The organism is Corynebacterium sp. HMSC11E11 (assembly GCF_001807025.1).
Lineage (GTDB): Bacteria > Actinomycetota > Actinomycetes > Mycobacteriales > Mycobacteriaceae > Corynebacterium > Corynebacterium freneyi.
The window spans coordinates 1-6,091 of sequence record NZ_KV787094.1 but is presented as its reverse complement, the minus strand read 5'-3'; the positions used below and the strand labels follow the sequence as shown (position 1 = coordinate 6,091).

5 protein-coding genes are annotated in these 6,091 nt (G+C 66.8%); all 5 read left to right on the top strand.

Going from position 1 to position 6,091, the window contains the following annotated elements; translation table 11 throughout:
- On the top strand, positions 1-1,263 hold a 1,263-nt coding region (gene sucB / locus HMPREF3121_RS12765), incomplete at its 5' end, for a 2-oxoglutarate dehydrogenase, E2 component, dihydrolipoamide succinyltransferase (RefSeq protein ID WP_246816014.1).
- 128 nt (positions 1,264-1,391) lie between these two features.
- Positions 1,392-2,177 (top strand): lipoyl(octanoyl) transferase LipB, encoded by a 786-nt coding sequence (gene lipB / locus HMPREF3121_RS00340; protein ID WP_083291101.1) that lies wholly within the window; start codon positions 1,392-1,394, stop codon positions 2,175-2,177.
- A 9-nt stretch (positions 2,178-2,186) separates the two neighbouring features.
- Positions 2,187-3,227, top strand: coding sequence for a lipoyl synthase (gene lipA / locus HMPREF3121_RS00335; RefSeq protein WP_070519005.1), 1,041 nt, complete (start codon positions 2,187-2,189; stop codon positions 3,225-3,227).
- 97 nt (positions 3,228-3,324) lie between these two features.
- Positions 3,325-4,107, top strand: coding sequence for a DUF4191 domain-containing protein (locus tag HMPREF3121_RS00330; protein WP_070519003.1), 783 nt, complete (start codon positions 3,325-3,327; stop codon positions 4,105-4,107).
- 245 nt (positions 4,108-4,352) lie between these two features.
- Complete coding sequence (locus tag HMPREF3121_RS00325) at positions 4,353-5,972, top strand: aspartate:alanine exchanger family transporter (protein ID WP_210387233.1); 1,620 nt, start codon at positions 4,353-4,355, stop codon at positions 5,970-5,972.
- Positions 5,973-6,091 lie beyond the last annotated feature (119 nt).

Sequence of the window (6,091 nt, the reverse complement as noted above, 5' to 3'; positions counted from 1 at the left end):
GTCTCCACCGACAAGGTCGACACCGAAATCCCCTCGCCGGTGGCCGGCACCCTGGTCGAGGTTCTCTTCGACGTCGACGACACGGTCGACGTCGGTGCGGTCATCGCCCGCGTGGGTGACGCCGACGCCGCCGACGGCGATGCCGAGGTCGCCGCCGCCGAGGCCGAGGCCGAGAAGAAGGCCGAGCCGGAGGAGCCCAAGAAGGAGGCTCCGAAGAAGGAGGCGAAGGCCGCGAAGGCAGAGCAGTCCTCCCCCAAGAAGGACGAGCCGAAGCAGGAGGCCCCGAAGAAGGAGGAGCCGAAGAAGGAGTCCAAGCAGGACACCTCCGGCAACGCCGACGTCCCGTACGTCACTCCCCTGGTGCGCAAGCTCGCCGACAAGCACGGCGTCGACCTGTCCAAGGTCGAGGGCTCGGGCATCGGCGGCCGCATCCGCAAGCAGGACGTGCTCAAGGCGGCCGAGGCCGGCTCCGGCGCCGACAAGGCCGACGAGTCCGCCTCCTCCAACTGGTCGACGAAGGGCGTTCGCCCCGAGCTGGCGGAGCTGCGCGGCACCACCCAGCGCGCCAACCGCATCCGTGAGATCACCGCGGCGAAGACCCTCGAGTCCCTGCAGACCTCCGCGCAGCTCACCCAGCTGCACGAGGTCGACATGACCGAGGTGTGGGAGCTGCGCGCCGAGAAGAAGGCCGAGTTCCAGGACAAGCACGGCGTGAAGCTGACCTTCCTGCCGTTCTTCGCCAAGGCGGTCGTCGAGGCCCTGGTCTCCCACCCGAACGTCAACGCTTCGTGGGACGAGAACAAGAAGGAGATCACCTACCACGAGAAGGTGAACCTCGGCATCGCCGTGGACACCGAGCGTGGCCTGCTCTCCCCGGTCATCCACGACGCGCAGGACATGTCCCTGCCGGAGCTGGCCGCCGCGATCGTCGACATCGCCGACCGTGCGCGCAACAACAAGCTCAAGCCGAACGACCTGTCCGGCGGCACGTTCACCATCACCAACATCGGTTCGGAGGGTGCGCTGTCCGACACCCCGATCCTCGTCCCGCCGCAGGGCGCGATGATCGGCACGGGCGTGATCAAGAAGCGTCCCGTCGTGGTGACGGAGAACGGCAATGACGCCATCGGCATCCGCGCCATGGCGTACCTGCCGATCACCTACGACCACCGTCTCATCGACGGCGCCGACGCGGGTCGCTTCATGACCACCGTCGTCGACCGTCTGCAGGTCGCCGACTTCCAGCGCGACCTGGGCCTGTAGGACCCGAGTCCGCAGTCGGATCCACGGCCACGCCCTCCCGGTTTTTCGACCGGGAGGGCGTGGTCGTTTTTCGGGCCGAAGTAGTCGGGGCGGGTCGTCGTCACGCGGACGGGGCTAGACTGCTTCGCATGACGAACACGGCCCGCACGCAGGAATCCCGACCCGCCGACGCAGCCGACGCCGACGCGGCCCACGGCACGCCGGAACCGGTGACGCACCCCGCGTCGTCGATTCGGGCGTCGGACGAGCCGATCGAGGTCGTGGACCTGGGCACGGTCGATTACGTGGACACGTGGCGCAGGCAGGCCGATGCCGCCGCGGCGCGTGCGGCCGGCGAGATCGGCGATCAGCTGTGGGCGCTCGAGCACCCGAGCACGTACACGGCGGGCAAGCGCACGCAGCCGGAGGACCTCCCGGACAATGGGCTGCCGGTCGTCGACGTCGACCGCGGCGGCCGCATCACGTGGCATGGGCCGGGGCAGCTGGTGTGCTACCCCATCGTGAAGTTGGCGGAGCCGCTGGACGTGGTGGATTACGTGCGTCGCATCGAGGAGGCCGTCATTCACGTCGTCCGCGGGTTGGGGCTTGACGACGCCGGCCGGGTCGAGGGCCGCTCGGGAGTGTGGCTTCCGGCGGGCGTCGTCGGGGGCGAGTTGAAGCCGTCGCGGAAGGTCGCGGCGATCGGCATCCGCGTCACCCACGGGGTGACCATGCATGGCGTGTCATTGAATTGCGACAACACGTTGGACTACTACGGGCACATCGTTCCGTGCGGCATCGCCGACGCCGGAGTGACCACGTTGAGCGAGGAATTGGGCCGCGACGTCACCGTGGCGGACCTGCGGGAACCTTTGGTTTCGGCTATCGCCGCCGCTCTGGATGGCGACCTTCGCGTCGCCGATCACGATCTGTAGGCTGGGCGCATGTCTACAGCACCTGAAGGTCGTCGTTTGCTGCGCATCGAGGCGAAAAACGCCGAGACGCCCATCGAGCACAAGCCCTCGTGGATCCGCACCACCGCGAAGACGGGTCCGGAGTACAAGGCGATGAAGAAACGGGTGTCGGGCGCGTCGCTGCACACGGTGTGCCAGGAGGCGAACTGCCCGAACCTGTTCGAGTGTTGGGAGGACCGTGAGGCGACGTTCCTCATCGGCGGCGACCAGTGCACGCGGCGCTGCGATTTCTGCAACATCGCCACGGGCAAGCCGGAGGCGCTGGACCGCGATGAGCCGCGACGCGTGGCCGAATCCGTCCGCGAGATGGGGCTGCGGTACGCGACGGTGACGGGTGTCGCCCGCGATGATCTGCCGGATGGTGCGTCGTGGCTGTACGCGGAGACGTGCCGGCAGATTCGCGAGCTCAACCCGGGCACGGGCGTGGAGCTGCTGGTCGACGATTTCCGCGGCGACGGCGAGGCGGCGGAGGTCGTGTTCGAGGCGCGGCCGGACGTGTTCGCGCACAACATCGAGACGGTGCCGCGGATTTTCAAGAAGATTCGCCCGGCGTTCCGCTACGACCGCAGCCTGGAGATGATTTCGCGGGCCCGTGCGGCGGGTTTGGTGACCAAGTCGAACCTGATCCTGGGCATGGGCGAGGATCGCGACGAGATTCTGGGCGCGATGCGGGATCTGCATGATGCGGGGTGCGACATCCTGACCATCACGCAGTACCTGCGTCCGTCGCCGATGCACCATCCGATCGACCGGTGGGTGAAGCCGGAGGAGTTCGTCGAGCTGTCGGAGGCCGCGTACGAGATGGGCTTCGCCGGCGTCATGGCCGGCCCGCTGGTGCGTTCGTCGTACCGCGCCGGCCGACTGTTCGCCCGTGCGTTGGCTGCGCGCGGCGAGGAGTTGCCCGAGCACCTTTCTTCCCTGGGCGAGGACGTGTCCACCAACCAGGAGGCGTCGAGCCTGCTGAAGAAGTACGGGGCGTCGAAGGATTCGGAGGTCGCCCCGGCCCGCTAGGCCGGCGGAACTCCCGCTCTCCCCCCGGGCCCGGCACGCCGCGTGCGTGTCGGGCCGGTTTCGTCCGCCGATTCGCCCATGCCCTAGAGTTGTGGCCATGGCGAAAAAGGACGAGCTGAAAGCGTCGAAGAAGGCCGAGCGGTCGGCCAAGCGCGCGAAGCGCAAGGAGACCCGCGGCCAGATGTGGCAGGCCTTCAAGCTGCAGAAGGCCCGCGACAAGAAGCTGATTCCGTACATGCTGCTGGGCCTGCTGGGCCCGGTGCTGGTGCTGTTGATCATCGGTTTGTTGATCGGCGGCATGTGGGCGTGGTTCCTGCCGATCCTCGGTTTGTCGATCGGTTTCGCGTTGGCGATGTGGATCTTCACCAAGCGGCTGGAGGCGACGTTCTTTTCCGAGGCGGAGGGTCAGATGGGCGCCGCCGGGTGGGCGTTGGACAACATGCGTTCCGGCGTCGGCATCGTGTGGCACGTCACGCAGGCGGCGCAGGCGAATCAGCAGCTTGATGCGGTGCATCGCGTCATCGGCAACCCGGGCGTGGTTCTGGTGGGCGAGGGCGACGAGGCCCGCGTGAAGGCGATGATGGCCCGCGAGAAGAAGACGCTGGCGCGTTTCCTGGGCGATACCCCGATCTACGAGATCATGGTGGGCACGGGCGAGGGCCAGGTGCCGGTGAAGAAGCTGCAGCGCGAGATGCTGCGTTTCCCGCGCAATTACGATAAGGATCAGGCCAACAAGTTGGCGTCGCGCGTGGAGTCGATGGAGAAGATCCGCGATGCCCGTGCGTCGTTGCCGAAGGGGCCGCTGCCGAAGGGCGCTCGTCAGCAGTCGATGAATCGTCGTGCGCGCCGCATGCAGCAGCGTCAGCAGAAGCGGGGCTAGTTCCACCGTTTCGGGTTTTTCGCTTCGGGGGAGTTTCCGGGCCGGGTCGTCGCTTGCCGACGGCCCGGCCCGTCGTCGTGCGCCCGACGTTTTCCGGGCTTTCCGTTTTCGAGCCGGCCGCGCCCCCATACGGGGTGACGGTGGTCGAGTCTTGTCGCGCTGATCACGTTTTCCCAGGTGAGCGGGGTGGGCGATGTGGATCACTCGACGGGTGTTAATCCGCGAGGTGTGCCACCATGGGCGTCGTGCAAATACTCGTTGAAAACCAGTTGCTGGCGTTGCTCGTCATCATGGGCCTCGGTCTGGCCCTGGGGCAGATCCGCATTTTCGGCTTCAAGCTCGGCATCGCCGCCGTGCTGTTCGTCGGTCTGGGTTTGGCCACGTTCGAGCCCGGCATTCAGATTCCGCCGTTGATCTACATCGTCGGGCTGGCTTTGTTCGTGTACACGATCGGCCTGGAGTCCGGCCCGGAGTTCTTTGCCACGTTGCGGTCAACGGGCATCCGCCACAATGCGTTCGGCGCCGTCATTTTGGTGGTCGTCGCCATCGAGGCGTTCGTGCTGATCTCGTTGTTCCCGGTGGACAACGTCGAGGGTGCGGGCACGTTCACCGGTGCGTTGACCAATACGCCGGCGCTGGCCGCGGTGGTCGATGCGCTGCCGAGCATCATTTCGGATGATGCGGAGCTGCAGAGCAAGTTGGAGATGCCGGTCATCGGTTATTCCCTGGCGTATCCCATCGGCGTGCTGGCGGTCATCGCGTCGATCGGCATCGTGGCCAAGGTGTTCCGGGTGGACCATGATCGCGAGGCCCTGGAGGCCGGCGTGGCGGCGCTGCCGTTGCATACGCGCCGGGTGGAGGTCACCAAGGATGATTTGCCGTCGGTGACGGACATGCCGGTGGTGTTCGGCCTGGACATCATCATTTCGCGCATCGAGCACAAGGGGCACCTGTACGTGCCGGCGGAGGGCGACACCCTGGTCGCCGGTGACGTGGTGTCGGTCGTCGGCACGGAGGACGTCATCGAGGCGGCGGCGGAGCGGATCGGCACGTTGTTGCCGGGTGATCCGACCGATGATGGTCGCCTCGATTTCCGCCGCATTTTCGTGTCGTCGGGCGAGGTGTGCGGTGTGCCGTTGGAGCAGCTGCACACGAAGATGGACGGCATGGTCATCACCCGCGTTCGTCGCGGTGACCTGGACATGGTGGCTTCCCCCCAGATGAAGCTGGAGTTGGGTGACCGCGTGCGCGTGGTGGCCACGCCGGATCGCATCGGCGATGCCACGAAGTTCTTCGGCGATTCGTACAAGAAGCTTTCCGACGTCAACCTGTTGCCCATGATCCTGGGCCTGTTGCTGGGCGTTCTGGTGGGCATGATTCCGGTGCCGATTCCGGGTGGCGTCACCCTGACGCTGGGTTCGGCCGGCGGTCCGCTGGTCGTCGCCCTGGTTTTGGGCGCCCTGGGTCGCACGGGCCCGTTGGTGTGGCCGATCCCCTACTCGGCGAATCTGGCTTTCCGGCAGGTCGGTTTGGCGCTGTTCCTGGCCGGCATCGGCACCACGGCCGGCGCGGGGTTCAAGGAGGCCCTGGGCGATCCGTCGTCGCTGACGGTGCTGGGTCTGGCGGCGATCATCGCGCTCAGCTCGGCGCTGCTGACGCTGATCATCGGGCACAAGGTCCTGAAGATCCCGTTCGGCCAGACCGCCGGCATCTTGGCCGGTCTGCAAACGCACCCGGCCGTGTTGACCTACGTCAACGACCAGGCGAAGAACGAGTTGCCGGCGATGGGCTACACCACGGTGTATCCGATGGCGATGATCATGAAGATCATCCTGGCGCAGATCCTCGTCGTCGCCCTCGTGTAGTTCGCTTCCGGGCCCCGCACCCCCGGAAAGGGCGGTCCCGGGCCCGAAGTGGCCGAAGCCGCCGGGGTTTTCGCACCCGTGCAGATGGCAGAACCGCCGCCGCCCCTCATCGGGGGCGG